Source organism: Alcanivorax sp. IL2 (genome assembly GCF_047495475.1).
In the GTDB taxonomy this organism is placed as follows: Bacteria; Pseudomonadota; Gammaproteobacteria; order Pseudomonadales; family Alcanivoracaceae; genus Alcanivorax.
Genome location: NZ_CP179932.1, coordinates 2,293,453 through 2,320,351 on the forward strand (window position 1 = coordinate 2,293,453; position 26,899 = coordinate 2,320,351).

The following is a 26,899-nucleotide window of genomic DNA, read 5'->3' on the forward strand; positions in this document are numbered from 1 at the left end:
GCTATGGACAATCAGTCTGCCGAGGCGGATTCATCACCCTGATCCGGGCCATGGAACACCAGGTACAGCTCTTCCAGTATTTCCGGAATGCTCAGAGCCATTTGCCGGACTACCTGGCTGTTTTCCCAGAGCGTGTCCAGGGCTTCGTCATCATCCACTCCAGAGATCAGGATGAAGGGCAGTAGCAGTTGCGCCATCTGCTCTTCATCATCCTGATACCAGTTATCTTCAGCCACGAAGACGCCGGTCATGAAACCGGCACACCAGCTGGCCAGATCCTGGCCGTCATCTTCCTGATAAGGGTCAAGCAGGCAGGGCAGGTTGATGGCGTCGCCACCGAGTAACTGGGTCACCAGCCTTTCACGCAGCCGGTTTAGGGCATCGGTGACTTCCTCGGGAACCGGCATTTCCAGCTCTTCGCTGTAGTCCACCGTGTCCGTATCTGGCCCGACGGCCAGGGCACAGAGCATGCCATGGATTTCCGTCCAGGTAGGGGCGTCTTCGCCAAGGTCCTGGAAGTACTGGCGAACGGTGTTTTTCAGGCTGGGATTGGTAATGTCTGACATGGAGTCCTCCGCTGCCGGCAAGCATACCGGGAGTTGTTCAGTGGCTCCAGGCATTCCCGGCATTATGACTCAGGGCAGTTTAGCAATCCGGTCCCGTCCCCTGGATTTGGCGTCATACAGAGCAGTGTCTGCCCGTTTGGTTAATTGATCCGCGGTTTCTCCTTCCTGATAAGCAGTGAGACCGGCAGAAAAGGAGGTATGAAGCTCTGGAGCAAAATCGTAATGCTGTTCAGAAAACTGGTTGCGCAAGCGCTCGAGAGCGGCTTCGCTGGCGCCCTCGGAGGCGTGGGGGAACAGCACCACGAATTCCTCGCCACCATAGCGGGCCAGCAGGTCTGACTTGCGCAGGCTCTGACTGGCGATGCGGGCAAAACGGCTGAGAACCTCGTCGCCGCTGTGATGACCATAGTTGTCGTTTACCTGTTTGAAATGATCCAGGTCGATAATTGCCAGGTAAAGCGGGGTGTGATTACGGTTGGCGAGGGAGAGCTCCTCTTCCAGTCTCTCCAGGAAATGGCGGCGGTTATATAGCCCGGTAAGGTCATCGCGCACGGCAATGGCTTCCATGCGTGTGTGAGCGTCACGCAGGTTTTCCCGTTGGTCTCTTACCCGGCTCTGCAAGTTATGGATGTAACCGCCCATGTAGATAAACCAGCAGAGGATCAGGGCAAGAATGATCCAGTGCCCGATCAGAAACGAAAAGATCGCCTGCTGGGGTGTTTCCAGCCACTCGTACACCTGCAACGTGGTGAAGCAAAAAAGAGTAAAACCGGCCATGGCCATTTGCCGACGCCGGTCCAGGGCAAAAATGCCGAATGTCATCACCATAAAGTAGATACTCAGCATGGCGCCACGCAGCTCGCGGGTATAATGCAGAATCACCGTGGTCAGGATGATACCGGTGGCCATCTGCAAAATGGTCAGGCTGGGGTCGCCGAGGCGTTCGCTGAGACCACTGCGAATGAGCACAAAGAACACCAGGTTGATCGCAAATAGCACCGAGAACATCATCAGGTGCGGGGTATCCGGTGCAAAGGCACTGAGCTCGACGCCGAGGATGGTGCCCACCCATAGCAAGCAATAGGAATAAACAGCCATTATCTGGCGGCGAAGGCGGGTGGCGCGCTCCGGCGGGTCGGCGGGAATCAGGGTAAACACGTAAGTAATAGGATCCTGTTGGTGGCCTGATGGCTTTTTGGCCAACTTTACCGTTTTTCTCATTCGAGGTCACAGGGATGTCATTGTGAGAGGTAGACAGGGGCTGACAAACTGTCTCGAGTGAAACAATCGTTTGATTGGTTGTGTTAATTCGACCCCCTGAGGCCCGATCATGTCGACCCCCCTGTTTGATCTCACGCTCACAGAAGAGCAGCGCATTACCCGCGAGAGCATGCGACGCCTTGCCCGCGACTCCCTGTCACCCCAGGCTCGAGCGGCTGACGACGCGGCGATGGCCAATCCGGCTTTATTGGATGCTATTAGTGGTTTCGGGCTGGCATTGATGCCCATGCCGGAAGCGCTGGGTGGCGTAGCCATGCCCCGTTCGCCGTTATCGAACGCCCTGGCCGTGGAGGATCTGGCCCAGGGGGACATGTCCCATACCCTGGCCGCACTTCAGCCCATGGCAGCAGTGAATGCATTGATGGATTTCGGTGATGAGCAGCAACAGGAGCGTTGGCTCCCGGCCTTGGCGGCGGAGACGTTTACCGGCGCAGCGCTGGCGGTCAACGAGCCTCGTGCCACTTTCGAGCCTGCTGCGCCGGCCACCATGGCCAGTAAAGACGGCGACATCTACACCCTCAACGGCGTGAAGAGTCTGGTCCCCATGGCTGCGCAATGTGAGTGGTTTGTGGTGGTGGCGGCTATTGATGGCGAGGTGGCGGGCTTTGTGGTGCCAGCGGAAGCGGAAGGGCTGAGCATTGAGTCCGAGCCGTACATGGGCCTGCGCAGTGCCAACATGGCGACGCTGACCTTGGAAAACGTGGCAGTTCAGGCTCGTGACCGGTTGCCGGGCTTCGACCTGAATCGTCTGCTGGGCCTGAGTCGTATCGGCCAATGCGCCCTGGCGGTGGGCTGCTGTCAGGCGGTGATGCAATACAGCATCCCCTATGTGAAAGAGCGTAAGGCGTTCGGGGAGCCGATTGCCTGGCGTCAGTCCGTGGCTTTCATGGTGGCCAACATGGGCATCGAAATTGAAGGCATGCGCCTGATGATGCTGCGTGCCGCCAGTCGGGCAGAGCAAGGCCTGGATTTTCACAAGGACGCCTATCTGGCCCAGTTGCAGTGCATGGAAAAGGCCATGGAGATCGGTACCAACGGTATCCAGTTATTTGGTGGCGCCGGTTTTGTGCGCGATTACCCCCTGGAAATGTGGTACCGCAACCTGCGCAGCATTGCCGTGTTGCACGGCAGCCTGATGGTATAGGAGAGAGTCATGATCAATCTGGAAATTCCGGCCAAGCTCGAACAGGTCCAGCAGATGGCCCAGCAACTGGCAGCGGGCGTCTTTCGTCCCATTGCCCGTAAATACGACGCCATCGAGCACTGCGACACCCCGGAAGAACTGAAACCGGTGGCACAGATGATGGCGGCCATGCCTCGCGGCAGCGGCGGCAAGGGCGGTGGCGACGAGATCAAGAACGGTAGCAACATGACCGGCATCCTGGCGGTGGAAGCCATGTGCTGGGGAGATGTGGGGCTCATGCTCTCCGTTCCCGGCTCCGGGCTTGGCAATGCGGCCGTCATGGCCGTTGGCACCCCGGAGCAGAAAGAAAAATACGGCAAGCTCTACTGTGCCATGGCGATCACCGAGCCGGGTGCGGGTTCGGATTCTGCCGCCGTCAGCACCACCGCCGAACTGGACGGTGACGAGTGGGAGCTCAATGGCGAGAAGATCTACTGCACCGCCGGTCAGCGCTGCGACGCGGTGGTGGTCTGGGCGACTCTGGACAAGTCCCTGGGCAAGGCGGCGATCAAATCCTTTATCGTCCCCCGTGATAACCCGGGCCTGCAGCTGGTACGGGTGGAAGACAAAATGGGGCTGCGGGTGTCCGATACGGCGGCCCTGTCGTTCAACAACTGCCGCATTCCCAAGGATCATATCCTTGGTTCGGCAGAGATTGGCGATACCGAAGAGGCCCGTAAAAAGGCCTTCGGCGGGGTAATGCAGACCTTTGATAACACCCGTCCCCAGGTGGCCGCCATGGCATTGGGTGTGGCCCGGGCGGCACTTGAAATAACCAGGGAAACACTTGAAAAAGAAGGTGTTGAGGCTGATTTCTCGAAACAACCTTATAACTCTACGGCGCGTGAGCTGGAGCTGTACCGGCTGGAAGCCGACCTGGAAGCCGCCCGGCTGATGACCCTGAAAGCCGCCTGGATGGCCGATAATGGTCAACCAAACTCCCGGGAGGCATCCATGTGCAAGGCCAAAGCCGGGCGCATGGGCAATGAGGTCACTCTCAAGTGCGTCGCTCTGTGTGGCGAACTGGGCTATTCCGAGCGATCCCTGCTGGAAAAACTCGCCAGGGACTCCAAGATCATCGATATCTTCGAGGGCACTCAGCAGATCCAGCAGTTGATCGTGGCGCGGCACCTGCTTGGGCTGTCTTCCAAAGAGCTGAAATAGCTAGCGACAAGGCCGCTGTAGGAGCGCCTCTCGAGGCGCGAACTGGCCGTGGCAAGTTGTCTTCTAGCTTACAGACTAACCTGCATACAACTGGCGAGCCCTGAAACGCCTGATCGTCCCGCGGACGATTTCCGCGCAAGCGCGGTTCGCGCCTCGAGAGGCGCTCCTACAGCGGCTGCGTAGTTAGCGTATTTGCTGTTTCAGCCTTTGGATTTCTCGGCCATGGCATTACCCTTGCGGTGTCTTTGACTTCAAGGAGCGTGTGAGATGGCCGAAACGCTGGCTGGCAAGGTGGTATGGATTACCGGGGCCTCCTCCGGGATTGGCGAGGCGTTGGCGAAGGAATATGCCCGCAGGGGTGCAACCCTGGTGCTCTCCGCCCGGCGGGAAGAAGAGCTGAACCGGGTCAGGGAAGGGCTGGTCAATGGTGATGACCATCTGGTCTTGCCGCTGGATCTGGCGGAAGTTGAAGCCATGCCTGCTGCCGTAGCGGCGGTGCGGCAGCGTTTTGATCGTCTTGATCAGGTGGTCCACAACGGCGGCATTTCCCAGCGGTCCCTGGTTGCCGACACCGATCTTGCGGTCGATCGCCGTATCATGGAGGTGAATTTCTTTGGCTCCGTGGCGCTGACCAAGGCGGTATTGCCCTGGCTGAAAGAGCAGGGCCGAGGTCGGTTTGTGGTGGTGACTTCGCTGGTCGGTGAGCTGCCCACGCCACTGCGCAGTGCCTACAGCGCCAGCAAGCATGCCCTGCACGGTTTCTTCGAATCATTGCGGGCGGAAGAATACGATTCTGGTATTCGGGTGACCCTGGTGATGCCCGGCTTTATCCGCACCCAGGTCTCTCTTAACGCACTCACTGCCGACGGTTCCGCCCAGGGCAGTATGGATGACGCCCAGGAAGCCGGTATTGCCCCTGACGAATGCGCCAAACGGATGGTGAAGGCCGTGCAGCAAGGCCGCGATCAGGTTATCATCGCCGGCCGCGAGGGTGCCGGGATCTACCTGAAACGCTGGAGCCCCGCGCTGTACCGCCGATTGATCCGTAAAATGAAGGTCACATAATCGCCCACACGCTTCACGCAAAATCCGCTTCTCGCGTCATTGCTGTTGCATGAAGCGTGATGGCTGTTACACAGAGAGAGAAAGGGTTCCCATGGACACGCTGGACGCCAAACAACGAACTCGCCTCAACAAGCTGCAGAAGAAGCTGCGGCGCGAGGTCGGTCGTGCCATTGCTGATTTCAATATGATCAGTGAGGGCGACAAGGTGATGGTGTGCCTGTCTGGCGGCAAGGATTCCTACACCATGCTGGAAATCCTGCGCAATTTGCAGCATTCAGCGCCGGTGAATTTCGAGCTGGTTGCGGTGAACCTGGACCAGAAGCAGCCTGGCTTCCCGGAGCATGTACTGCCTGAGTACCTGGAGCGCGAAGGGGTGGCCTACCACATCCTCGAGAAGGATACCTATTCCATCGTCAAGGAGAAGGTGCCGGAGGGGAAAACCACCTGCGGGCTGTGTTCACGGCTGCGCCGTGGCAGCTTGTATGGCTTTGCCGAAGAGATCGGCGCCACCAAGATCGCCCTGGGCCACCACCGCGATGACATCGTCGAGACCCTGTTTCTGAACATGTTCTTTGGCGGCAAGATGAAAGCCATGCCGCCCAAGCTGCGTAGCGACGATAACCGCAATATTGTTATTCGTCCGCTGGCTTACAGCCGCGAAAAGGACATCATCGAGTTCTCCAAGTTCAAGGATTTCCCGATCATTCCCTGTAACCTGTGCGGATCCCAGGAGAACCTGCAACGCCAGGTGATCAAGGATATGCTCAACAAGTGGGACCGAGACCAGCCAGGGCGCATCGAGAACATCTTCGCCGCCATCCAGAATATTGCCCCCTCGCAACTGGCCGATACGCGTCTGTTCGACTTCGAAAACCTGGAAGACGGCCGGCAGCAGGGCGGTGAGCAGGCCCATCGATTGGATGTGGTCAACCTGTTCGGTTGATCAAAAAAGCATCGTTCCGGCGATTTTGCTACTAAACATGATTCACGGCGCCGTTTCCGGTAAAATACCCGCGCCTTTTTGCGGTGCGGTCTGTCAGGCCGCCATGTAACCGTTTCCCCGGGCTTCTGCGACTTCCTCCGACCCCCTTCAAGCGGGGTCGACCCTTGGGTTTTCGCCGGATGTCCCGATTAACCAAGACTCTCTCGACCAGAAGGGTAGGAGCACCATGACCGATCGTATTCAGAAGGGTAGCCTCGAAATCGCTGCCGAACTCCATGATCTGGTAGTCAACGAGATTGCGCCGGGTACCGGCGTGGACCCGGAACACTTCTGGGCCGAGCTGGAAAGCATCCTCAAGGACCTTGCGCCCAAGAACAAGGCGCTGCTGGAAAAGCGTGAAACCATCCAGGCGCAGCTGGACGAGTGGTACAAGGCCCGTAAAGGCCAGGCCATCGACATGGCTGAGTACAAGCAGTTCCTGACCGAGATCGGCTACCTGTTGCCGGAAGGCGACGACTTCAAGGTCACCACCGAAAATGTGGATGACGAGATCGGCACCATCGCCGGCCCGCAGCTGGTGGTACCGGTGAAGAATGCCCGTTTCGCCCTGAACGCCGCCAACGCCCGCTGGGGCAGCCTGTACGACGCCCTGTACGGCACCGACGTGATTTCCGATGAAGGTGGCGCCGAGAAAGGCGGTGCCTACAACCCCAAGCGTGGCGCCAAGGTAATTGCCTGGGCCCGTAACTTCCTGGACAGCTACTTCCCGCTGGCCTCTGGTTCCCATAAAGACAGCACCGGTTACGCCATTGTTGATGGCAAGCTGGAAGTTTCTCTGGGCGCTGAAAAATCCGGCCTGAAAGACGAAGGCCAGCTGCAGGGTTATGTGGGCGAGGCTTCTGCGCCGTCCGGTATCCTGCTCAAGCACAACAACCTGCATGCAGAAATCCAGATCGATGCCAGCCACCCGATTGGTACCGACGATGCCGCCAACATGAAGGATGTGCTGCTGGAATCGGCCATCACCACCATCCAGGACTGCGAAGACTCCGTGGCTGCCGTGGATGCGGAAGACAAAGTCGAGGTGTATCGCAACTGGGCCGGCCTGATGAAGGGCGACCTGCAGGAGTCCTTCCAGAAAGGCGGCAAGACCCTGACTCGCTCCATGAACGGTGACCGTGAGTACACCGCCCTGGACGGCTCCACCCTGACCCTGCATGGCCGCTCCCTGCTGCTGGTGCGGAACGTGGGTCACCTGATGACCAACCCGGCCATCCTCATGAACGGGGAAGAAACCCCGGAAGGCATCATGGACGGCATGGTCACCGTGCTGGCCGGCATCCACGACCTGAAGAAGCTCAACAAGCTGAGCAACAGCCGCACCGGTTCCATGTACATCGTGAAGCCGAAGATGCACGGTCCGGAAGAAGTGGCCTTCGCCGTTGAGCTGTTCGAGCGTGTCGAGAAAGCCCTGGGCCTGGAAAAAAATAGCCTGAAGATCGGCATCATGGATGAAGAGCGTCGCACTACCGTAAACCTGAAGGAGTGTATCCGTCAGGCGAAGGAGCGTGTGATCTTCATCAACACCGGCTTCCTGGACCGTACCGGTGACGAAATGCATACCTCCATGGAAGCGGGCCCCATGGCACGCAAGGGCGACATGAAAGCCCTGCCGTGGATCAACGCCTACGAAGACTGGAACGTGGATATCGGTCTGGAATGCGGCCTGCCGGGTCACGCCCAGATTGGTAAGGGCATGTGGCCGAAGCCGGACGAAATGGCAGAGATGATGGCCACCAAGGCTGGTCACCCGAAAGCCGGCGCCAACTGCGCCTGGGTGCCGTCCCCGACGGCTGCGACCCTGCACGTGACCCACTATCACGAGATTAACGTGGCAGAAGTCCAGAAAGAGCTGGCTAACCGCAAGCGTGCCTCCCTGGACGACATCCTCACCGTGCCGTTGCTGACCCGTGAGCTGTCCGCTGAAGAAATCCAGCAGGAGCTGGATAACAACGCCCAAGGCATTCTGGGTTACATGGTTCGCTGGATCGACAGTGGTGTGGGTTGCTCCAAGGTGCCGGACATCAATGATGTGGGCCTGATGGAAGACCGCGCCACCCTGCGGATTTCCAGCCAGCACGTAACCAACTGGCTGCACCACGGCATCACCAATCAAGAACAGGTGACCGAAACCCTGAAGCGCATGGCAGAAGTGGTGGATCGTCAGAACGCCAACGACCCCACCTACGTGCCCATGGCCAAGGATTTTGACAACTCCGTGGCCTTCCAGGCAGCGATGGAGCTGGTGTTCGAGGGTTGCTCCCAGCCCAGCGGTTACACCGAGCCGGTCCTGCACCGTCGTCGCCGTGAGCTGAAGAACAACGGTTAACAGTGAATAATTAACAGTTAACAGCGACGCGTTCTCGTGTCGCAGTTCTTGAAAGCAAAGAGGCCGCGCCCAATCGTTGGGCGCGGCCTCTTGCGTTTTAATCCCTGCCTGTTGCTCGCCGCGCAACTATGAACTATTCACTGTTAACTATTCACTGATCTCCACCATGACTTCCAACGGCAGGTTGACCTGCTGGCTGCGGCGTTGCACCCCGCCAAGCCCTCGCTGGTCCTGTTGTCGGTCTACACTAATGCTGCCCATCGGCTGCCAGACTCCAGGTTGTACCCGCAGGGTGGTGCCGCTGGACTGGGTATTGGCCAGGCCCGGGCCGCCGGCTTGGTCATAGCGCTGGCTGATCTGCAGTACCACGTCGCCGTCCGGGGTCAGTTGCGGAATTACCTGGATACCCTGTTGCAGCTCAGCAAGCACGGTGCCGTAATAGCCGCCGCCGAGGGCGAGCAGGGTGCCCTGGCTGATATGGGCCGGGTAACCGCTGAGGGTGCGGATCTGGTAATGGTCTTGTTGGCTGCCGTGCTGCCGGCTTTGTTCAATGCGGATATCAGCGGAGACGCCGCCAGGAATGCGGCCCTGGATACGGGTATCCACGCCGCTGCGCTGGCCGCTGCTGGTGCCTTGACGACGAAGGTGAACAACCAGAGCGCTGGGCGTGGCTTCCAGGCTGCCCAGCACCCCTTCCAGCTCGGCCATATTGTTGTCGGTGGTACGCACGATCAACTTGCCCTGATAGGCCCGTACGCTGCCGCCCGGGGGCAGTAGGGGTTCGATCACCGACACCAGTGCCGGCGCATCCGGGCGCGGCAATACGTGGATGCGCATGGTATCTGCCACGGCCTGTCCGATCGTCCCCAGCAGCAGGCTGAGTAGCAGAACGAGATGTCGGCTGCGGGGTATGGGTTGCATCATGATCGACTCCGGCACGCTTTTTCTCACTCTATCATGGCGGCTACATTGCGCATCTCTACGGGATCACAGGCATAATGGCCGCCGCCTGAAGTTGCCCCAGAGTTGCCATGTTCGCCAACAGTCGTAGCGTTACCTCGAATCAGACCGGAATCCACAGTGACCTGGACCGGGTGGTCCGTCGCCATCTGCAAAGTCCCTGGCGGGCGCCTATTGCAGACCATGATGCTCAGGCGTTTGCCCGGTTGCAGCAATGGCGGCAAGCCCAGGGAGCCGAGAGAGCCCTGATACTGGATTCCGGCTGTGGCACCGGGCGCTCCTCCTTGTTGCTGGCCCGTCAGCAGCCTGAGGCACTGGTGGTGGGGGTAGATCAGTCTGCTGTTCGCCTGGAGCGTGCCAGTAAGCGTTTCCAGCTGCCGGACAACCTTCTGCTCTTGCGGGCTGATTGTGCGGGTTTGTGGCGGCTGATTGCCGGCGAAGGCTGGCAGCTCCAGCGCCATCAGATTCTTTACCCGAACCCGTGGCCGAAAAGCGCTCATCTGAAGCGGCGCTGGCATGGACACCCGGTATGGCCAACGATGTTGTCGCTGGGTGGCGAGTTGGAGATGCGTAGCAACTGGCTGCTGTATCTGCAGGAGGTGCGCGATGCGCTGGCGATCAGTGACATCCGCGCCGAGTTGTCGCAGCTGCCGATGCAGAGTGAACCGTTGACGGATTTCGAGGAGAAATACCAGGCCAGCGGCCAGGTAAACTGGCGGCTGACAGCGAGTCTGTAGGGCTGTAGTTTTTACCACAGAGGGCACAGAGCACACAGAGATAAAGAATCTTTTCCTCAGTGAACTCTGTGCCCTCTGTGGTAAATAATGATTTTCGCTAGAACGTAGATTCGTAGCGGGTAGGGTGGATTAGCTGAAGGCGTAATCCACCACCACAAGGTTCGAGGCCTGGCACGACATTTCTGGTGGATTACGCCCCTTCGGGCTAATCCACCCTACGCACCTACACACCCTACAGACGCAGCTCTCTCAACTCTGTTGAGGTTGAGGCCCGTTCCCATTGTTCCTGGAATTGTCGGGCCAGACGCGGTGCCCGGGGAAGACGGTGGCCGCACAGGTCTATCCGTCCGGGCCGGGGCCAGCCCGGGGCTTCGAACAGCCCGGTGCCATCACCGATAGCAAAGCAGAGCTGATTGTCCCGGTCATCATCCTGACTCTGGCGCATCTGTATGCGAGAAGGGAGCCGTCTGGCCAGATGGACCAGGCGATGCCCATTGCGCACGGCCTTGTCTTGGCTGTCGTACTGAATGCGGATATCGGTTTTTGCGCTGCTCAGGGCCAGGCGCTTGAGGGCATCGCACACGGCGTGGTCGGCGGTCAGGGCGTCCAGTTCCGGCACCCGCAGCCAGAGGCTGCGACGGCAGGCTGAAATCAGCGAAGCCAGCGCAGTGCCTGCCTCGCGAAATTCAGGGTGGAGCAGGGTGTCGTCGTCACCGATGACAAAAGGCATCAGGCGAGGGGTTTGAACATCTGCCGGTGGGGGATGTTGGCATCCATGAAGATGCCACCGGAAACCGTAAAACCGGCGGCTTCGTAGAAGCTGGTGGCATGGGTCTGGGCGTGCAGAAAGATTTCTTCCATGCCCTTGGCGCGGGCGGCTTCTTCCGACGCCACCAACAGGGAGCTGCCGACGCCATTGTTGCGCTGCTCGGACAGGACGCACAGTCGGCTGATCTGGCCGCTGGGAAGAAGGCGAATACAGCCTACCGGATTCTGCTCCCGATCCAGGGCCAGAAAATGGATGGCCTTGTCATCTTCGCCATCCCATTCCAGCTCTTCGGGAACATGCTGTTCGTTGATGAAGACCGTTTGGCGAAGGGCTCGCAGGGCGGTTTCGTTTTCGTCCCAGCGGGTCTCGATAATGCTGATAGCCATAGGGGTCTCGTTAAAGTTGGGCGAAGAAGCCCTGTTCAATCCAGTCATGTAGCAATTCACTCCCGGCTGGCTGCAAGACGGCATCCAGCGCTTCACGGGTATAGCAGCGCTGGCGGGCCAGCAGCTGCACCAGTGGTCGTTGTTGTTCTGTCAGTGAGTAAGGCTCACCGTTTAGCCAGGCAATATTGCCCTGCAAAATAAGGCGCACACTACCATGGCGCACCAGGGCGATCGATGGATCGCGCTGGCGAATATGGGCATCATCGACGGCAAATTCAAGTCCATCCAGCCGGGGAGTGGACAGCCAGCGATAAACTGCCCGCTCAATCGCAGCCGGATTGAGCAGGTCCAGGGCGCCGCGAATCAGTTGCTGCCGGTCTGCATCGGCCAGTACGGCCGGATCTTTGGGCTCCTGCCGGTCCGCGTCAGTAAACAGCTCGCTGTCCGCATCGGCCAGGCATTCGCCGGCGATTTCCGCCATCAGCATCTGGTAATCCGGAGCCCGGAAACCCACTGACCAGGTGATGCAGTCACTGTCCTCGGCGACGCCATGGTGGGCCACGCCCGGGGGCAGGTAGAGTACATCGCCGGGGTTGGCCACGAACTCTTCACGCACCGGCATGTCGGCCAGTAACTTCAGATCTGGATGCAGCAATTTCGGCGTTTTTTCGTCGCAGACATCACCGATCTGCCAGCGGCGGCTGCCGGCGGCCTGGATCAGAAAAACGTCATAGCGGTCGAAATGGGGGCCCACGCTGCCACCCTTGGCGGCATAGCTCATCATGATGTCTTCCAGCCGCCAGTTGGGCAGGAAAGCGAAGCTGTCCAGCAGCAGGGACACATCGGTCAGATAATGATCCACGGACTGCACCAGCAAGGTCCAGTCCCGCTCGCCCACCTCGGCGAACACGGTTTCCTCGAACGGCCCCTGTTTGAGTTCCCAGGTGCCGCCAGCAGCGCCGCGAATGATGCGGGCTTCCACATTCTCTTCCAGCGCCAGCCCGGCCAGGGTGTCCGCGTCTGGCTCATCCAGGCCGCTGGCAGTGCCAGGCATGAACAGGGGCTTTTTCTGCCAGTAATCACGCAAAAACGCTGCCGGGGTGAGCGGCAGCGTGAAGGTGGGCAGGCCCAGGGCGTCGCTCATCAGATATTACGCGCTTGCTGGGCCGCGTTACCAATATAGCTGCCCGGGGTCATGGCCAGCAGGATTTCCTTGGCTTCATCCGGGATCGCCAGATCATTGATGAAGGCGGTCAGGGTTTCCTGGTTGATGCCGTCCTTGCCACGGGTGAGTGCCTTGAGCTTTTCGTAGGGCTTCTCGATGCCGTAGCGACGCATGACCGTCTGGATCGGCTCGGCCAGTACTTCCCAGGCCGCGTCCAGGTCGTCGTTAAGACGTGCCGGGTTTACTTCCAGCTTGCTGATTCCTTTCAGGCTGGCTTCAAAAGCAATCAGGCTGTGCGCCAGGCCCACCCCCACGTTACGCAGCACGGTGGAGTCGGTGAGGTCGCGCTGCCAGCGGGACATCGGCAGTTTGGCGGCCAAGTGATCCATGATGGCGTTGGCCAGGCCCAGGTTGCCCTCGGAGTTTTCGAAGTCGATGGGGTTGACCTTGTGCGGCATGGTGGAGGAACCCACTTCGCCTTCCACGGTTTTCTGCTTGAAGTAGCCCAAGGAGATATAGCCCCACACGTCCCGGTCGAAGTCGAGCAGGATGGTGTTGAAGCGCATCAGGGCGTGGAAGTATTCGGCCACGCAGTCGTGGGGCTCGATCTGGGTGGTGTAAGGATTAAAGGACAATCCCAGGCCTTCCACGAAGCGGCGGGCAAAGGCTTCCCAGTCCACGTCAGGGTAGGCGGACAAGTGAGCGTTGTAGTTACCCACGGCACCGTTGATCTTGCCGAGCAGTGCCACGGCGGCGAACTGGTCGCGCTGGCGCTGCAGGCGGGCCACCACATTGGCCATTTCCTTGCCCACGGTGGTGGGGGAGGCAGACTGGCCATGGGTGCGCGACAGCATGGGCTGATCGGCCTGGGCGTGCGCCTGGCGGCGAATGGCACTGATTACCTGATCCATCTTCGGCAACAGGATTTCCCGGGCTTCTTTCAGCATCAGGGAGTAGGACAGGTTGTTGATGTCCTCGCTGGTGCAGGCGAAGTGAACAAACTCGCTCATGCCGGCCAGCTCGTCGTGCTCGGCCATCTGTTCCTTGATGAAGTATTCCACCGCTTTCACGTCGTGATTGGTGGTGGCTTCAATGGCCTTGATGCGCTCGGCATGCTGGACGTCGAAATCGCGGGTAACGCCACGCAGGTGCCAGGCCGCCTGGCCGCTCATCAGCGGGACTTCAGGGATGTTCTTGTCGTGGGCGAGCTGTTCCAGCCAGCTCACTTCCACATGCACGCGGAAGCGGATAAGGCCGTATTCACTGGTGGTGTTGCGCAGGGCATCCACCTTGCCGGCATAGCGGCCATCGACCGGTGAAATGGCAGTCAGAGAGGTAAGGCTGGACATGGAAATGGCTCCCGAATCGTTTCCGTGAGGGTAAAAGCGGCGCAATGATACCGTAAATCGGCAAAGGCTGCGTTGTTGTTTGCCGGGTTAGCGGATGCTTCCTGTAGGAGCCCCGCTTGAGGGGCGAACCGAGCGAAGCGAGGCGACAGCGCGAGAGGGTTGCGACAAGCGTTCCGGAGATTTGCAGGGCTCTGATTCGCCTGATCGCCCTTTGGGGGATTTCCACGCTACCGGGCGGTTCGCGGCTCGAGCGCCGCTCCTACAGGTGACTTTAAGAAAGCCTTACAGGTTGTTGATATCTATAGACTCTATGGCGCTCAAAAGTCGCTTTCTCTGGAACAGTAACTGCCAGCGGCGGCCGCCGAGTTGGTGCCAGAGGAAGGCGGCACGCACCCCCGCCAGGAACAGGGCCCGGACCCGGGCGGCTTTGTTCTCGTCCTGCAGGTGGGCCGGTTCGCCCTTTACCTGGATCCGGAAACGGAAAGTGCCCAGGGTGTCCACATAAATGCCGGCCAAGCGATGGCAGAAGGCATCGTCCCGCACACTGCTGAAATGGGCCTGCTGGCCATCCAGTGCCTTGAGCCGATGGCGCAGGATATTCACGGTGTCATCGGTTTTGCGCAACTTGGCCGCCAAGTGCAGCAGGGCCAGGCCGTAATTGAGCGGGCGCAGGTTGCCACCGGCGGAATCCCGGTTGAGGCTGCGGTTGAGCAGGCTGACGCCATCACGGAGCAGGGCCGGTTGTGAGTAAATGGTGTCAAAACTCTCAGCATCCAGAGCCATGACGCCCTGCATCAGGGCTTCGAAAGCGCGAGGGTCGCAATCGCCACGCAGGGCAATGTCGTCGGCCAGCTGGGCGGCCTGAAAGACCGCTGCCAGGGCCAGAAGCTGTTGTTGTTGCGGGCTGAAGCGTTCGCTCATGCGGTCTCCTCAATAACAGCACCACCCAGACACACAGGCCCATCGTAGAACACCACGGACTGACCTGGAGTGACCGCGCGTTGGGGGTCGTCAAACACCACGTGAACACGGCCATTGCCGGCGTCGCTGACGGTGCAGGCCTGGTCCGGTTGCCGGTAGCGGGTCTTGGCGGTGAGTCGGGCGGGCAGCGCCGGCGGTGCCAGGGCGACCCACTGCATGGGGGCGCTGGTCAGTTCACGGCTGTAAAGCAACGGGTGATCCGTGCCCTGAACGGCGATCAGCACGTTGCGCTCAAGGTCCTTGCCGGCCACATACCAGGGTGCATCGCCGGCGTCGGCTAGGCCGCCAATGCCCAGGCCCTGGCGTTGGCCCAGGGTGTAATACATGAGTCCGTCGTGATCGCCGATCTCATTGCCATGGTCGTCCTCGATCTTGCCAGGCTGGGCGGGCAGGTACTGTTCGAGAAAATCCTTGAAGCGCCGTTCACCAATGAAGCAGATCCCGGTGGAATCCTTCTTCTTGTGGTTGGCAAAGCCCTTTTCTTCGGCGATGCGACGGACTTCCGGCTTTTCCAGGTCACCCAGGGGGAACAGGGTGCGCTCGAACTTGCGGTGATCCACGGCGTGGAGGAAATAGGTCTGGTCCTTGTTGGTATCCACAGCTCGCAGCAGGCGCCCCTTGCCGTCGTGGCTCACCTGGGAATAGTGACCGGTAGCAATGTAGTCCGCGCCCAGGGTGATAGCGTGATCCAGAAACGCCTGAAACTTGATTTCCTTGTTGCAGAGGATGTCCGGGTTGGGGGTGCGCCCGGCCTTGTACTCGGCCAGGAAGTGCTCGAATACCCGGTCCCAGTACTGCGAAGCAAAATTCGCCGTATGCAGTTCGATACCCAGTACGCCCGCTACCTGCATGGCATCCATCAGGTCTTCCCGGGCGGTGCAGTAGTCGGTGCCATCGTCCTCTTCCCAGTTCTTCATGAACAGGCCTTCGACGTGATAACCCGCATCCAGCAGACGCGCCGCGGCCACCGAGGAATCAACGCCGCCGGACATGCCGACGATCACATGGGTGTCTTGTGGGGCTTTTGCGGAAACTTGGCTCATGGTGCTGCCTTCATCTCAGCCGCGTTGCAGCGGCCAGGGGTGCTGATAGATGGTGTCCAGTGGCAGGCGCCGGCCTGACAGGTAGTCATCCAGGCATTTTTCCACCAGGGCACTACGGTGTTGGGGGCGGCGGCTGCGTAGTTCGTCCGGTGTCAGCCATTCGGCGCCAAGAATACCGGTATCCAGCTTCTGGCCCGGGTCATGGCTGACTGGCCTGGCCACAAAACAGGTGCGGTAGTAGACCCCGGCGCCGCGGAAGGGCTGGAAGATATACCAGCCCAGCAGGTCGGTGATTTCCACCTGCCAGGCGGTTTCTTCCAGGGTTTCCCGGTAGGCCGCTTGAATCAGGTTTTCACCGAATTCCACATGCCCGGCGGGCTGGTTCAGCACTTCCTGGCCCTTGCTCATTTCCCGAACAAAGAGGAAGCGCCCGTCTTGTTCCACCACACAGGCCACAGTAATGTGCGGCTCAAAGCTGTTCATAGCAACCCTACCGGTACTGGCCCGTCCAAATGGGGCACAATAATAACGTAATCCGTTCTGTCACCATGGATCCATGGATTCAGACGGACAATAAAGGCGGGAATGGTAGCGCAGCAGCGCCACAGACAACAGGAGTGATCAATGCCCGGTGACCGGTTTACCCACCTGGATGACCAGGGACGCGCCCAGATGGTGGACGTGACCGACAAGGCGCAAACGCAGCGAGAGGCGACCGCCCGGGCGCGCATTCGCATGCAGCCGCAAACCCTGGCAATGATCCGCGATAAGCGGCATCCCAAGGGGGATGTGATTGCCACCGCGCGTATAGCCGGTATCCAGGCGGCCAAGAAAACCTGGGATCTGATCCCCATGTGTCACCCCCTGTTGCTTAGCAAGGTGACGGTTGCGATTGAAGAAGCGGGGCAAGATGGCTTGGAAATTCTCACCACCTGCAAGCTCAAGGGGGTGACTGGTGTGGAAATGGAGGCGCTTACGGCGGCCTCGGTGGCCGCACTGACACTCTATGACATGTGCAAGGCGGTGGATCGTGGCATGGTGATTGAAGAGATCTGTTTGCTGGAGAAGAGCGGTGGTCGCAGTGGCCATTACCAGCGAGAGGATTGCGAACTGGGCGACGAGTGATGATAGAAGTGCGTTTTTTTGCAGCCCTGCGCGAGCGGGTCGGCAACGACAATATGACGGTATCGCCACCGGAAACGGTTAATACAGTAGCGAAGCTGGCGGACTGGCTGACAGAACAGGACCCGCGAGTCGCTCAGGCGCTGGCCGCCACGCCGCGGCGTATGGTGGCAGTGAATGAAGTGCTGGCTACCGAGGATGCGGCGATTTGCGACGGTGATGTGGTTGCCCTGTTCCCTCCGGTGACCGGCGGATGAAAACCCGTATCGAGATTCGTAATGGGCCACTGGATAGTACCGAGCCGGCCGCATGGCTGGGTGATGCCGGCCTCAGCGGTGCCCAGGTGCAGTTTGCCGGGCAGGTGCGCGATGAGCAGGGCAGGGTGGAAGCGCTCCATCTGGAGCATTATCCGGGGATGACAGAGTCGGTGCTGAGCACCATTGTCGAGCAGGCCGCAACGCAGTGGCACCTTAATGGTGCCTGGGTGGTGCACCGGGTTGGCACGATATCGCCTGGTGATGACATCGTTCAGGTAGCGGTGAGTGCCGCTCACAGACAGGCCGCCTTCGAGGCCTGTGCGTTTATCATGGATTTGCTGAAAACCCGGGCACCGTTCTGGAAGAAAGAGCTTATCGGCGGCCGCTGGTTTTGGGTCGAGGCCCGCGAGCGGGATGCCGAGGCCGCGGCCGCCTGGCTGCAGGGGCTTTCGGGGCATGAATTGCCGTAGAGTGCCATTTTCCGGGAGCCAGGCCGGTCAAGTCCCAGTCGCCGATCTGCCAGCGAACCAGGCGCAGGGTGGGGTAGCCAATGGCCGCCGTCATGCGTCGTACCTGCCGGTTTCGACCTTCGTCTATGGTGAGTCTCAGCCAGCTATCCGTTACCGTTTTACGAGTCCTGACCGGGGGGTGGCGCGGCCATAGATCGGGTGCCGGGATGGCTTCCACCTTGGCTGGCCGACAGGGACCGTCCTTGAGAGTGATCCCCTGGCGCAGTTTTTGCAGTTCCTGCTCCCCGGGCGTACCTTCCACCTGCACCAGATAGGTCTTGGGCAGATGAAAGCGCGGCTGGCTGATGCGTGCCTGCAGGGGACCGTCATCGGTTAGCAACAGCAGCCCTTCAGAATCCCAGTCCAGCCGCCCGGCCGGGTACACACCGGGTACTGGCACGAACTCGCGCAACGTTCGGCGCCCCTGATCGTCGCTGAACTGGGAAAGGACCTGAAAGGGTTTGTTGAGCAAAATCAGTTGCGCCATATGGCCTGACATTCCTGATGGCTGTCATTGATGATTTGAGTCGCGTTACCGGGTGGCTACGCTAACAAGGGTAGGCGGTCGGTGCTATACTCGCCAGCTGATGCAGAATACGGTTTATCTGGAGGGAGCACTCCTGTTCGGTCTCGCTGATCTGACGGCCAAAAGCCGGCTCATATCGGGCGGGAAGCACTGCCAATACAATTGGGACCTGTAATTTTATGACCACCCCTAAAATTATCTATACCATAACTGATGAGGCGCCAGCGCTGGCGACCTATTCCTTTTTACCCATCATTGAAAAATTTACGTCGATCGCTGGCATAGACGTTGAAAGCAGTGATATCTCACTGGCTGCACGCATTCTCGCTACGTTCCCTGACTATCTGTCAGAAGAGCAAAAGGTGGAGGATGCTCTTTCTGAACTCGGTGCTTTGACGCAAGATCCTGAAGCCAACATCATCAAACTCCCCAATATCAGTGCCTCCATTCATCAGCTCAGGGAAGCTATCGCGGAGCTGAATGAACACGGGTTCAAGGTGCCTGAATATCCTGATGAGCCTCGCAGCGAAGAGGAAGAGGAGATCCAGGCCCGCTACACCAAGATTCTGGGTTCAGCGGTCAACCCGGTACTTCGCGAAGGCAACTCGGACCGTCGCGCCCCGATTGCGGTAAAAAATTACGCCCGCAAGAATCCTCATAGTATGGGCTACTGGAGCCAGGCATCCCGTACCCATGTTGCCCATATGCGTGGCGGTGACTTCTTTTCCCATGAGACCTCTACCACGGTTGAGAAGGCATGCAACGTACGCATCGAGTTTGAGGATGCCAATGGCAACATCACTGTCATGAAGCCGGAATTACCGCTTCTTGATGGCGAAGTGATTGATGCCATGTACATGAGCAAAAAGGCGCTGTGTGATTTCTTTGACGAGCAGCTCGACGATGCCAAGAACACGGGCATACTTTTCTCCCTGCACGTAAAAGCCACCATGATGAAGGTGTCTCATCCCATTGTGTTCGGCTATGCGGTTCGTCGTTTCTATAAAGAGCTGTTTGACCAGCACGGTGAAACCCTGGAACAGATCGGCGCCAACCCGAACAACGGCTTGAGCCATATCTACCAGAAGATCGAGGAACTGCCGATTTCCCAGCGGCTGGAAATCGAATCCACCATTCGGGCCTGTTACCTGCATCGTCCTGAACTGGCCATGGTTGATTCAGACCGTGGCATTTCCAACCTGCATGTGCCATCTGACGTTATTGTCGATGCCTCCATGCCGGCGATGATTCGCCAGGGCGGGAAAATGTATGGCGCAGACGGCAAGCTGAAAGACACCAAGGCCGTTATTCCTGAAAGCACCTATGCCACCATCTATCAGGAAGTCATCAATTTCTGCAAAACCCATGGCGCCTTCGACCCGGTGACCTGTGGTTCTGTGCCTAATGTGGGTTTGATGGCGCAGAAAGCCGAGGAATATGGCTCTCACGACAAGACCTTCGAAGTAAAAGGGGACGGTACCATGCGTATCGTCCGAGAAGATGGCCAGGTGCTACTGACCCACGAGGTGGAGAAGGGCGATATCTGGCGCATGTGCCAGGCGAAGGACCTGCCTATCCGTGATTGGGTGAAGCTGGCAGTAAACCGAGCCCGGCAAAGCGGTACGCCTGCCATTTTCTGGCTGGATAAAGAGCGGGCGCACGATGCGCAGCTTATCCAGAAGGTCAGGGAATACCTCAAGGATCATGATACCGAAGGGCTTGATATTCGCATCATGTCTCCGGTTCAGGCGATTCGCTATACCATGGAGCGCATGATCCGCGGCAAAGATACCATTTCGGTGACAGGTAATGTGTTGCGTGATTATCTGACGGACCTGTTCCCGATTCTGGAGCTCGGTACTAGCGCCAAGATGCTTTCCATTGTGCCTTTGATGGCCGGCGGCGGTCTCTATGAAACCGGTGCTGGCGGCTCTGCGCCGAAGCATGTGCAGCAATTCACGGAAGAAAACCACCTGCGTTGGGATTCGCTGGGCGAATTTCTGGCCCTGTCGGTGTCCATTGAAGAGCTTGGCGAAAAGTATGGCAACAAGAAGGCCAGCGTCATTGCTGCAGCCCTGGATAAGGCCAACGAGCAGTATCTTGAGCAGAACAAGTCACCGTCACGCAAGGTGGGTGAGCCCGATAACCGGGTCAGTCATTTCTATGTGGCCATGTACTGGGCCCAGGCACTCGCTGCACAGGATGATGACGCTGAGCTGAAAGACAAATTCACTGAGATTGCCTCTGCACTCACCGAAAACGAAAATGACATCGTCAAGGAAATGATAGCGGTGCAGGGTTCTCCCATTGATATTGGTGGTTACTATAACCCCGACTTCAGCAAGGTCTCCGCTGCCATGCGGCCAAGTGCCACCTTCAATAATATTATGGATAAACTGTAAGCGTCAGATGCAAAGATAAAAGCCGGCGAAAGCCGGTTTTTTTCTGTCAGGCGGTACCCGTTATGCGGTAACCGCATTGCTGAGCCTGTCCCTGTTTGCCCACTCCGGGCATGCTGGCACTTCTGAGCATCATTGCGGTGATTTCGCTTCTGTGGAAGAGGATTTGAACGATCTGAGGAGCCGCAGAGGAGGGCAGAATCACGGTGAACCCGGCTTTGCCCTTGATGTCCGCGAGCTTCATCTCGGTGCTATACTCGCCGACAGGCGCCTAATTCGCTTTTATTCAGAGGGAGTAGTGTAGATGGGATACCAAAAGATCACGGTCCCCGCAGACGGTGACAAAATCACAGTCAATGCGGACCTGTCCCTGAATGTCCCCAACCACCCGATTATTCCTTATATCGAAGGGGACGGCATTGGTGTTGATATCTCACCAGTGATGATGAACGTGGTGAATGCCGCAATTGAAAAAGCCTATGGAACCAAGCGTGGCATTACCTGGATGGAAGTCTATGCCGGGGAAAAGGCCACCGTCGTCTACGGGCCCGATGTCTGGCTGCCTGAAGAGACCCTGGAAGCGCTGCGTGAATTCACCGTGGGTATCAAGGGACCGCTCACCACCCCGGTAGGTGGTGGCATCCGCTCTTTGAACGTGGCCCTGCGTCAGGAGCTCGATCTTTACACCTGTATGCGCCCGGTACGCTACTTTGAAGGGGTTCCGAGCCCGGTGGTTCACCCCGAACTGACCGACATGATCATCTTCCGCGAGAACTCCGAAGATATCTATGCGGGTATCGAATGGGCGGCGGACAGCCCGGAAGCGACCAAACTGATCCGTTTTCTGCGTGAGGAAATGGGCGTGACCCAGATTCGATTCCCGGAAGGCTGCGGTATCGGCATCAAGCCGGTGTCCCGTGAAGGGACGCAGCGACTGGTTCGCAAGGCGATCCAGTACGCCATCGATAACGACAAGGATTCTGTCACCCTGGTGCACAAAGGCAACATCATGAAGTACACCGAGGGGGCCTTTAAAGACTGGGGGTATCAGCTTGCCGGCGACCGTTTCGGCGCTGAATTGCTGGATGGCGGCCCCTGGATGACCATGAAGAACCCGCGTACCGGCAAGGAAATCATCATCAAGGATGTGATTGCGGATGCTTTCCTCCAGCAGATCCTCATGCGTCCAGCCGACTACAGCGTGATTGCCACCCTGAACCTGAATGGGGACTACATCTCCGATGCCCTGGCAGCGGAAGTGGGCGGTATCGGCATCGCGCCGGGCGCCAACATCGGTGGCTCCGTGTCCCTGTTCGAGGCGACCCACGGTACTGCACCGAAGTACGCCGGTCAGGACAAGGTGAACCCCGGGTCTCTGATCCTGTCAGCGGAAATGATGCTGCGGCACATGGGTTGGAATGATGCCGCCGACCTCATCATCAATGGTGTGGAAGGGGCCATTGCCGCCAAGACCGTGACCTACGACTTCGAGAGGCTGATGCCGGATGCCACGTTGCTGAAGTGCTCTGAATTCGGTGATGCAGTGATTGAGCATATGGGTATCTGATCAGCCAGATACCCACTCATGGTGCTATCAGGAAGGCGTCGACTGTTTTTCAGCGGCGCCTTCTTCGTTATCGGCTTCCACGTATTCCCCATCAGCACGAAGATTGACGGCATGAAAGCCCTTGTTGGCCGGCTGAACCTCGTATTCCACGGGTTGGCCTGCCTTCAGGCTCTTGTAGCCCTCCATCTGGATATAGGAGTAGTGGACGAACAGATCCTCTCCCCCTTCATCTGGCCTGACAAACCCGTACCCCTTGGCATTGTTAAACCACTTTACTCGTCCCGTTGCCATGGTCCTTCCCTCTTGCCTATCCAATGGCTGTCATTGTTTGTTGTTATCCCCGGGCCGACTGCTACGGTAAACTGGTAACCGGAGTTATCGTGCAACTTTTAAACATGCGTCGCAGGGTGTCAAGCCCGTGAAATATTTACGGGCAGGGATTGAAAAATCCGTTACCGCCCATCATTTCTTCATTGCCTGCTGACGCCAGCAGGGTTACAACGGTTTTGAGGCATTATGAACTGGCAACAACAAGGGCACTCGGTGATGGCTCACGGAAAAGATGATCTCCGTAACGGGCCTGCAGATTCCCCTTCCGACCCGGATCGCCATGGTGATCTGGCGGTGGAAGAGGCCAGGCCGAAGTTGAAGCCCCCCTCCATGTACAAGGTGTTGATGCTCAATGATGACTACACCCCCATGGATTTTGTGGTAGAGATACTGGAAGACTTCTTCAATCTGGGCCGCGAGCAGGCAACCCGTGTGATGCTTACGGTCCATACTGAAGGAAAGGCGGTGTGCGGGGTGTATCCCCAGGATATCGCCGAAACGAAAGCCACTCAGGTGGTGGAATATGCCCGTGAAAATCAGCATCCGCTGATGTGTCAGGTGGAGAAGGCCTGATTCAGGCCCCCCAGCTGAATGTCCGGGTACTGCAGTGAGGTAGCCTTATGCTCAGCAAAGAACTGGAAATGACGCTCAACGAAGCGTTCCGCCACGCACGTAGCCACCGGCATGAATTCATGACCGTTGAGCATTTGCTGCTGGCGCTGCTGGATAACGAGGCGGCCGTCGAGGTTCTGCGTGCCTGTAGCGCAGATCTGGAGGAACTGCGCGATTCGTTAAGCCAGTTTATCGAGGATTCCACGCCGTTATTGCCGGAAAGCGACCCGGACCGCGATACCCAGCCAACCCTGGGCTTCCAGCGGGTGCTGCAGCGTGCGGTGTTCAGCGTGCAATCTTCCGGCAAGAAAGAAGTGACCGGCGCCAATGTGGTGGTGGCCATCTTCAATGAGCAGGAAAGCCAGGCAGTGTATTTCCTCAACTGTCAGGATATCCATCGCCTGGATGTGGTGAATTTCATTGCTCACGGCATCTCCCAGGTGCAGGACGCGGAGCCGTCCATGGAGGCGGAACAGGACATGGAGAACGGCGGTGAGAGCGCGCCAGCCAGTGCCCTGGAAAACTACGCCAGCAACCTGAATGAACTGGCCCGCGCTGATCGCATTGATCCGCTGGTGGGTCGGGCTTTCGAGATTGAGCGGGCAGCGCAGATTCTCTGCCGTCGCCGCAAGAACAACCCGCTGCTGGTCGGCGAGCCCGGTGTCGGCAAAACGGCCATCGCCGAAGGGCTGGCCCGCATGATCGTGGAAGAGAAGGTACCGGCACCGCTGCTGGATGCCACCGTCTACTCGCTGGATCTGGGCGCATTGCTGGCTGGCACCAAGTACCGGGGCGATTTCGAGAAGCGCCTGAAATCGGTACTGGCGGAGCTCAAGAAAGACCCGAACTCGATTCTCTTTATCGATGAGATTCACACCATCATTGGCGCGGGCGCGGCCTCCGGTGGCGTTATGGATGCCTCCAATCTGCTCAAACCGATGCTGGCCAGCGGTGAACTCAAGTGCATGGGCTCGACCACCTTCCAGGAATACCGGGGCGTGTTCGAGAAGGACCGTGCCTTGTCACGTCGCTTCCAGAAGATCGATGTGGTGGAGCCCTCCGTGGAAGATACCGTGGGGATTCTCAAGGGGCTGAAAAGTCGTTTCGAGAAGCATCATGATGTGAGCTACAGCGATGCGGCCCTGAAAGCGGCGGCGGAACTGAGTGCCCGTTATATCAATGATCGCTACCTGCCTGACAAGGCCATCGACGTAATCGACGAGGTAGGGGCCTGGCAGCGCCTGCGCCCGGAAGATCAGCGCAAGCACACCATCGACGAATCCGATGTGGAAGACATGGTGGCGAAGATTGTCCGCATTCCTCCCAAGCAGGTGTCCTCGTCTGACAAGGAGCTGCTGCGCAACCTGGAGCGGGACCTGAAGATGACCGTGTTCGGCCAGGAAGAGGCCATCGACACCATCTCGGCAGCCATCAAGTTGTCCCGTGCCGGCCTCAAGGGTGAGCACAAGCCCATTGGTAGCTTCATGTTTGCCGGCCCCACCGGCGTCGGCAAGACCGAAGTTAGCCGTCAGCTTGCCCGGGCTCTCGGTGTCGAACTGGTGCGGTTTGACATGTCCGAGTACATGGAGCGTCACACCGTGAGCCGGTTGATTGGTGCGCCGCCAGGGTATGTGGGTTACGACCAGGGCGGGCTGTTGACTGAAGCAGTGACCAAGACGCCGCACTGTGTGCTGTTGCTGGACGAAATCGAGAAGGCCCACCCTGAGGTGTTCAATATCCTGTTGCAGGTGATGGATAACGCCACCCTGACCGATAACAACGGTCGCAAGGCGGACTTCCGTAATGTGATTTTGATCATGACCACCAACGCCGGCGCAGAGGTCCTCAACAAGCGTTCTATCGGCTTTACCGAGCAGGACAACAGCACGGACGGTATGGAGGTGCTGAAGAAGGTATTCACGCCCGAATTCCGCAATCGCCTGGATGGCACCATCCAGTTTCTGCCGCTCACCAGCGAGGTTATTCTCGGTGTGGTGGACAAATTCCTGGTGGAACTGCAGGCGCAGCTGGACGAGAAGGGTGTGGTGCTCAACGTGGACAAGGCCGCCCGAACCTGGCTGGCAGACAAGGGCTACGACAAGGATATGGGTGCCCGCCCCATGGCACGCCTGATCCAGGAGCAGCTCAAGAAGCCGCTGGCGGAAAAATTGCTGTTCGGCGAATTGTCCGAGAACGGTGGGCAGGTCGATGTGACCGAGAAGGATGGCCAGCTGTCGCTCACCGTAAAGGCGGCGGAACCGGAGCCAGCATAAAGAGAAGCAGTGAAAAGTTAACAGTGAATAGTTAATAGCTAAGAAAAAACAAAAATACCCCCGGCTCTGTGAAAAGACGGGGGTATTTTTTTAGCTGTTAACTGTTACTTATTAACTGTTAACTGCCTTTCACTTATTTCATGCGGAACGTAATACGGCCCTTGCTCAGGTCATAGGGGGACATTTCCACCTTGACCCGGTCGCCGGTGAGAATGCGGATATAGAATTTACGCATCTTCCCGGAGATATGGGCGGTAATAACATGACCGTTGTCCAGCTTCACACGAAACATCGTGTTTGGCAGGGTTTCAACGATGACACCTTCTAGTTCAATCTGCTCTTCTTTCGCCATCCAACGAATACCTTGGGTTACCGGCTATTAGCGGGCGCAATTGTGCCGGAAAAGACGGCTGGCTGCAAAAGAAGTTGGGAAGCGGTTAAAAAGCGGGTTATTCGGCTCATTGCAGGGGGCCTGGAGAAGCGATTCAGTCCGGGTCGAACTCTTTCCAGGCACCACTGCGGAGAATTTCCAGGGGGCGGTACTGGCTCTTGTATTCCATCTTTTGGCATTGATGAATCCAGTAGCCCAGATACAGGTAGGGAAGTTCCAGGTGCTGGCAGTGGCGGATCTGCCAGAGCAGCGCCATTACTCCCAGGCTGCGCTCAGGGAGCTGCGGATCAAAGAAGGTGTAGACCGCAGAAAGGCCGTCTTCCAGTTGGTCGGTGACCGCCACGGCTAGCAAGGTTTCGCCCTGCCGGAAGCAGTAGAAATGGGTGTCTGCCCAGTCACAGGTCAGAAAGTTGGTGAACTGCTCCTCTGAAGGGGGATACATATCCCCGTCACCATGACGTTGATCTATGTAGGCTGCGTAGAGATTGTAGAACTCGCGGGTGTAGCGAGCCGGCTCCCGGTGGACGGTGAGATCCTGATTGGTCTTCTCGATCCGCCGGTGGCGGCGACGGGGACGGAAATCCGCCACCCTCACCCGGGCCGGGATGCAGGCGTTGCAGCCTTCGCAGTGGGGGCGATACAGATAATCACCGCTACGACGAAACCCCAGCAAGCTCAATTCACTGTAGAGCTCTGGTGACAGTTTGGCCTGTGGGTCCACAAACAGCGTAGAGGCCTGGCGGTCCTCGAGGTAACTGCAGCTGTGGGCCGGGGTGCGGAAAAAGCGCAGCGTGGACAGATCAGTCATGCCTTCAGTGTAGAGGAGAAATAACGCCAGACGCCAGATGCGTGAGGCAGGAAGCAGAAATCACCGAAAGGCGTTGATGCCTGCTGGCATGGAGTCTCTGGTGTCGCATCATTGGCGTCAGTCG

The 26,899-nt window shown here is 58.4% G+C and carries 27 protein-coding genes; 13 read left to right on the top strand and 14 right to left on the bottom strand.

Translation table 11 applies throughout. The annotated features are described in order from the left end of the window. Nucleotides 1–11: 11 nt before the first annotated feature. Together ACMG4N_RS10700 and ACMG4N_RS10705 are read right to left on the bottom strand one after the other, a co-directional pair. Nucleotides 12–566 (bottom strand): YecA family protein, encoded by a 555-nt coding sequence (locus tag ACMG4N_RS10700; RefSeq protein WP_297763495.1) that lies wholly within the window; start codon nucleotides 564–566, stop codon nucleotides 12–14. Nucleotides 567–635: 69 nt separating this feature from the next. Then, nucleotides 636–1,724 (bottom strand): sensor domain-containing diguanylate cyclase, encoded by a 1,089-nt coding sequence (locus ACMG4N_RS10705; RefSeq protein WP_297763498.1) that lies wholly within the window; start codon nucleotides 1,722–1,724, stop codon nucleotides 636–638. Nucleotides 1,725–1,896: 172 nt separating this feature from the next. Here ACMG4N_RS10705 and ACMG4N_RS10710 point away from each other — a divergent pair, with 172 nt between their 5' ends. The 5 genes from ACMG4N_RS10710 to ACMG4N_RS10730 all read left to right on the top strand — a co-directional run bounded on the left by ACMG4N_RS10710 (nucleotide 1,897) and on the right by ACMG4N_RS10730 (nucleotide 8,591). Further along, nucleotides 1,897–2,991, top strand: a complete 1,095-nt coding sequence (locus ACMG4N_RS10710; RefSeq protein ID WP_297763500.1) for an acyl-CoA dehydrogenase family protein — start codon at nucleotides 1,897–1,899, stop codon at nucleotides 2,989–2,991. A gap of 9 nt (nucleotides 2,992–3,000) precedes the next feature. Next, on the top strand, nucleotides 3,001–4,194 hold the full coding sequence (locus tag ACMG4N_RS10715; protein ID WP_297763503.1) for an acyl-CoA dehydrogenase family protein: 1,194 nt from the start codon (nucleotides 3,001–3,003) through the stop codon (nucleotides 4,192–4,194). Between the two features lie 267 nt (nucleotides 4,195–4,461). Next, nucleotides 4,462–5,259: an SDR family oxidoreductase gene (locus ACMG4N_RS10720; protein WP_414431616.1), complete on the top strand. Its 798-nt coding sequence runs from the start codon at nucleotides 4,462–4,464 to the stop codon at nucleotides 5,257–5,259. Nucleotides 5,260–5,350: 91 nt separating this feature from the next. Next, the gene (gene ttcA / locus ACMG4N_RS10725; RefSeq protein WP_414431618.1) at nucleotides 5,351–6,202 is read left to right on the top strand and encodes a tRNA 2-thiocytidine(32) synthetase TtcA; all 852 of its coding nucleotides are present in this window, start codon (nucleotides 5,351–5,353) and stop codon (nucleotides 6,200–6,202) included. Between the two features lie 226 nt (nucleotides 6,203–6,428). Further along, nucleotides 6,429–8,591, top strand: a complete 2,163-nt coding sequence (locus ACMG4N_RS10730) for a malate synthase G (RefSeq protein WP_414431620.1) — start codon at nucleotides 6,429–6,431, stop codon at nucleotides 8,589–8,591. A 147-nt stretch (nucleotides 8,592–8,738) separates the two neighbouring features. On the opposite strand, the gene ACMG4N_RS10735 is transcribed toward ACMG4N_RS10730, so the two are convergent. Further along, on the bottom strand, nucleotides 8,739–9,515 hold the full coding sequence (locus ACMG4N_RS10735; protein WP_414431621.1) for a hypothetical protein: 777 nt from the start codon (nucleotides 9,513–9,515) through the stop codon (nucleotides 8,739–8,741). A gap of 107 nt (nucleotides 9,516–9,622) precedes the next feature. Here ACMG4N_RS10735 and trmB point away from each other — a divergent pair, with 107 nt between their 5' ends. Next, nucleotides 9,623–10,288, top strand: a complete 666-nt coding sequence (gene trmB, locus ACMG4N_RS10740) for a tRNA (guanine(46)-N(7))-methyltransferase TrmB (RefSeq protein WP_414431622.1) — start codon at nucleotides 9,623–9,625, stop codon at nucleotides 10,286–10,288. 232 nt (nucleotides 10,289–10,520) lie between these two features. Here the strand turns inward: trmB and ACMG4N_RS10745 are convergent, their stop codons facing one another. The 7 genes from ACMG4N_RS10745 to ACMG4N_RS10775 form a co-directional block, all read right to left on the bottom strand. After that, the gene (locus ACMG4N_RS10745) at nucleotides 10,521–11,018 is read right to left on the bottom strand and encodes a hypothetical protein (RefSeq protein WP_414431624.1); all 498 of its coding nucleotides are present in this window, start codon (nucleotides 11,016–11,018) and stop codon (nucleotides 10,521–10,523) included. After that, a complete protein-coding gene (locus ACMG4N_RS10750) occupies nucleotides 11,018–11,443 on the bottom strand; it encodes a GNAT family N-acetyltransferase (RefSeq protein WP_297763525.1) in 426 nt (141 codons plus the stop codon). Before ACMG4N_RS10750 ends, ACMG4N_RS10745 begins: the two co-directional genes overlap by 1 nt. Nucleotides 11,444–11,453: 10 nt before the next feature. Continuing rightward, nucleotides 11,454–12,587: a JmjC domain-containing protein gene (locus ACMG4N_RS10755; RefSeq protein ID WP_414431626.1), complete on the bottom strand. Its 1,134-nt coding sequence runs from the start codon at nucleotides 12,585–12,587 to the stop codon at nucleotides 11,454–11,456. Then, complete coding sequence (gene purB, locus ACMG4N_RS10760) at nucleotides 12,587–13,957, bottom strand: adenylosuccinate lyase (protein ID WP_414429880.1); 1,371 nt, start codon at nucleotides 13,955–13,957, stop codon at nucleotides 12,587–12,589. The genes ACMG4N_RS10755 and purB overlap by 1 nt, the downstream gene beginning before the upstream one ends. Nucleotides 13,958–14,239: 282 nt before the next feature. Next, nucleotides 14,240–14,878 carry a high frequency lysogenization protein HflD gene (gene hflD, locus ACMG4N_RS10765; RefSeq protein WP_297763535.1) on the bottom strand — a complete coding sequence of 213 codons (639 nt, stop codon included), beginning with the start codon at nucleotides 14,876–14,878 and terminating at the stop codon, nucleotides 14,240–14,242. After that, entirely contained in the window at nucleotides 14,875–15,981 is a 1,107-nt protein-coding gene (mnmA, locus tag ACMG4N_RS10770) for a tRNA 2-thiouridine(34) synthase MnmA (protein WP_414431628.1), read from the bottom strand. The genes hflD and mnmA overlap by 4 nt, the downstream gene beginning before the upstream one ends. A gap of 15 nt (nucleotides 15,982–15,996) precedes the next feature. After that, on the bottom strand, nucleotides 15,997–16,464 hold the full coding sequence (locus ACMG4N_RS10775; RefSeq protein ID WP_414431629.1) for an NUDIX hydrolase: 468 nt from the start codon (nucleotides 16,462–16,464) through the stop codon (nucleotides 15,997–15,999). Between the two features lie 141 nt (nucleotides 16,465–16,605). On the opposite strand from ACMG4N_RS10775, the gene moaC reads away from it, so the two are divergent. From moaC to ACMG4N_RS10790, 3 genes are read left to right on the top strand one after another with little or no spacing between them, the layout of a single operon-like run. Continuing rightward, entirely contained in the window at nucleotides 16,606–17,106 is a 501-nt protein-coding gene (gene moaC / locus ACMG4N_RS10780) for a cyclic pyranopterin monophosphate synthase MoaC (RefSeq protein WP_297763544.1), read from the top strand. After that, on the top strand, nucleotides 17,106–17,360 hold the full coding sequence (moaD, locus tag ACMG4N_RS10785; RefSeq protein ID WP_297763547.1) for a molybdopterin converting factor subunit 1: 255 nt from the start codon (nucleotides 17,106–17,108) through the stop codon (nucleotides 17,358–17,360). Before moaC ends, moaD begins: the two co-directional genes overlap by 1 nt. Beyond that, nucleotides 17,357–17,830, top strand: coding sequence for a molybdenum cofactor biosynthesis protein MoaE (locus ACMG4N_RS10790; protein WP_035244508.1), 474 nt, complete (start codon nucleotides 17,357–17,359; stop codon nucleotides 17,828–17,830). Before moaD ends, ACMG4N_RS10790 begins: the two co-directional genes overlap by 4 nt. Here the strand turns inward: ACMG4N_RS10790 and ACMG4N_RS10795 are convergent. Continuing rightward, entirely contained in the window at nucleotides 17,733–18,356 is a 624-nt protein-coding gene (locus ACMG4N_RS10795; protein WP_297763551.1) for a pseudouridine synthase, read from the bottom strand. The two genes, ACMG4N_RS10790 and ACMG4N_RS10795, sit on opposite strands and share 98 nt — an antisense overlap. Nucleotides 18,357–18,574: 218 nt before the next feature. On the opposite strand from ACMG4N_RS10795, the gene ACMG4N_RS10800 reads away from it, so the two are divergent. Then, nucleotides 18,575–20,797: an NADP-dependent isocitrate dehydrogenase gene (locus ACMG4N_RS10800; RefSeq protein ID WP_297763554.1), complete on the top strand. Its 2,223-nt coding sequence runs from the start codon at nucleotides 18,575–18,577 to the stop codon at nucleotides 20,795–20,797. A 301-nt stretch (nucleotides 20,798–21,098) separates the two neighbouring features. Then, a complete protein-coding gene (icd, locus tag ACMG4N_RS10805) occupies nucleotides 21,099–22,361 on the top strand; it encodes an NADP-dependent isocitrate dehydrogenase (RefSeq protein WP_297763556.1) in 1,263 nt (420 codons plus the stop codon). 27 nt (nucleotides 22,362–22,388) lie between these two features. Here icd and ACMG4N_RS10810 read toward each other — a convergent pair whose 3' ends face one another. Beyond that, nucleotides 22,389–22,652 carry a cold-shock protein gene (locus tag ACMG4N_RS10810; protein WP_297763559.1) on the bottom strand — a complete coding sequence of 88 codons (264 nt, stop codon included), beginning with the start codon at nucleotides 22,650–22,652 and terminating at the stop codon, nucleotides 22,389–22,391. A 255-nt stretch (nucleotides 22,653–22,907) separates the two neighbouring features. On the opposite strand from ACMG4N_RS10810, the gene clpS reads away from it, so the two are divergent. Together clpS and clpA are read left to right on the top strand one after the other, a co-directional pair. Further along, entirely contained in the window at nucleotides 22,908–23,264 is a 357-nt protein-coding gene (gene clpS / locus ACMG4N_RS10815; protein ID WP_297763562.1) for an ATP-dependent Clp protease adapter ClpS, read from the top strand. Nucleotides 23,265–23,311: 47 nt separating this feature from the next. Beyond that, nucleotides 23,312–25,576 carry an ATP-dependent Clp protease ATP-binding subunit ClpA gene (gene clpA, locus ACMG4N_RS10820; RefSeq protein WP_414431631.1) on the top strand — a complete coding sequence of 755 codons (2,265 nt, stop codon included), beginning with the start codon at nucleotides 23,312–23,314 and terminating at the stop codon, nucleotides 25,574–25,576. Nucleotides 25,577–25,709: 133 nt separating this feature from the next. On the opposite strand, the gene infA is transcribed toward clpA, so the two are convergent. Next, nucleotides 25,710–25,928, bottom strand: coding sequence for a translation initiation factor IF-1 (infA, locus tag ACMG4N_RS10825; RefSeq protein WP_008929746.1), 219 nt, complete (start codon nucleotides 25,926–25,928; stop codon nucleotides 25,710–25,712). A gap of 133 nt (nucleotides 25,929–26,061) precedes the next feature. After that, nucleotides 26,062–26,775, bottom strand: coding sequence for an arginyltransferase (locus tag ACMG4N_RS10830; RefSeq protein WP_297763573.1), 714 nt, complete (start codon nucleotides 26,773–26,775; stop codon nucleotides 26,062–26,064). Nucleotides 26,776–26,899: the final 124 nt, after the last annotated feature.